The 1,589-nt window shown below is 51.5% G+C and carries 1 protein-coding gene; it reads right to left on the bottom strand.

The features are described from left to right. A partial coding sequence (locus PLU01S_RS25090; protein ID WP_139804010.1) for a phage tail tape measure protein occupies window positions 1-1,589 on the bottom strand: 1,589 nt, incomplete at both ends.

Genomic DNA, 1,589 nt, shown 5'->3' with positions numbered 1-1,589 from the left:
AGCCTGCCCCTGCCGTAGCGCCCAGCGCAGCCTTGGCGGTCTGCACGGTTGTGAGCCCTGCCACCTCCAACGCTGCGTTGATGGCGTACCGTGCGCCCATCTCAATCAGTGAGCTAACCACCTGGGTAAGGATCGTTTCCCCCAGGCTTGCCATCGCATCACCAAGGTCTTTGGTGTGGGTGATTGCATCGGTCAGGCTGTCAGCGATGCCTGTCGTCAGGCTTTCAAGCGTTCCACCAACAAAGCTCTGAGTCTGGTCGGCTATGTTTTTGGCTTGCTCGCTGTATTCGTTTACAGCACGTTTCGCGCCTACCGCCGCATTGCCGTTCAGTTCATCCAGCGCGGAGTAATACTCCTGCTGCATACGCAGGCGTTCATCCAGATTTTCCTTTAGCGCTCTAGTCGTATCGCTATAACTTTCATCCGAAGGATTCAGCCTAGATAACTGCCGCTGGTACTCATTCCTGATCTTTTGCTCGGCCTGGAGTCTCTGCCGTGCTTCAGCGCTGAGGGTTGAACCTGCCAGCTGGTTTTCGTACCCCTCACGCTCCTCTTGCCTACCTGAGGCCAGGGAGGACTGTAGGGATTGAAGCTTGCTAATCTGCTCCCGCTGTTTTTTCTCTGCCTCAAGCGCTACGTTTTTCTCAAGCTGTGCCCTGATTTGCAGCTCATTAGCAGCTAGGCTTTTTTGATCAGCCGTAAGAATGCTTTTAGCCTTTATATCGGCTATCTGCTGATTGAACTGTGCTAGAGCTTTCTCAGAAGACGTTAGCTTGTCAGTAGTAGTCAGTTGCTCTCGCAGCACAGCCTCTTGCTGGCTGAGCGACTGAAGCATGCGAGTGGCAGCATCGTCCTGATAGGCTGCGGGCTTGCGAGTCTTTGGTGCTGATTTTTCAAAGTCTTCCTCAATCTTTTTGCGGGATACTTCGTACTCGCGATTGATTCGACCAATATCTACATCTTTGCCGCCTAGAGCTTGGCGCCTTGCGATATCTATCTTCTCAAGCTCTAGCTTTTTCTTAGCTTCTCTATCGAGTCCGGCCAGATACCTTTTGTGTAGCTCATTACTTCCGGCTATAGACTCCTGCTCTGCTCGGGCAGACTTTTCGCTAGCCTCAGACGCTGACTTTTGCGTATCTCGCTCTTGCTGAAGAAGGCGAAGCCTTGTCTGCATTTCAGCAATTTGGGCTGGAGGCGTATATGCGCCTTGTCCTGCAGCTTGGTCTTTATAGCTTTTTGCGCTGGAATTTTGAGCAGCCTCTATATCCTTTCTAAGGGAGGATATTTTGTCATCAATAGTCTGCTCCCGCCCAATATCAAACATGGCGTCATAAGCAGCTTTAGCTTTGGATTTAATGGAATCCCAAGCTGCCTCAATATAGCCAAGGTTCTGCTTGATAGCATTGGAGCGAACTTGAAGGGCGCTGGCGTAAGTCTCTTCGGCAAGGTTTGCAGCCCCTACCTTGTCGCCCTGTTCCTCTAGTGCTCTGATCTGCTCATAAACAGAAGCAGTTAGGTAATGGTACTGCTCATTTAGTGCCGCCGATGCTTTGGCCGGATCTTCAGCCAGCTTCTGGAACTGGGCAACC

It is taken from the genome of Pseudomonas luteola NBRC 103146, from assembly GCF_002091675.1.
GTDB lineage: Bacteria > Pseudomonadota > Gammaproteobacteria > Pseudomonadales > Pseudomonadaceae > Chryseomonas > Chryseomonas luteola.
Note: the sequence above shows the minus strand (reverse complement) of the source record. Positions and strands in the feature narration are given on the sequence as shown.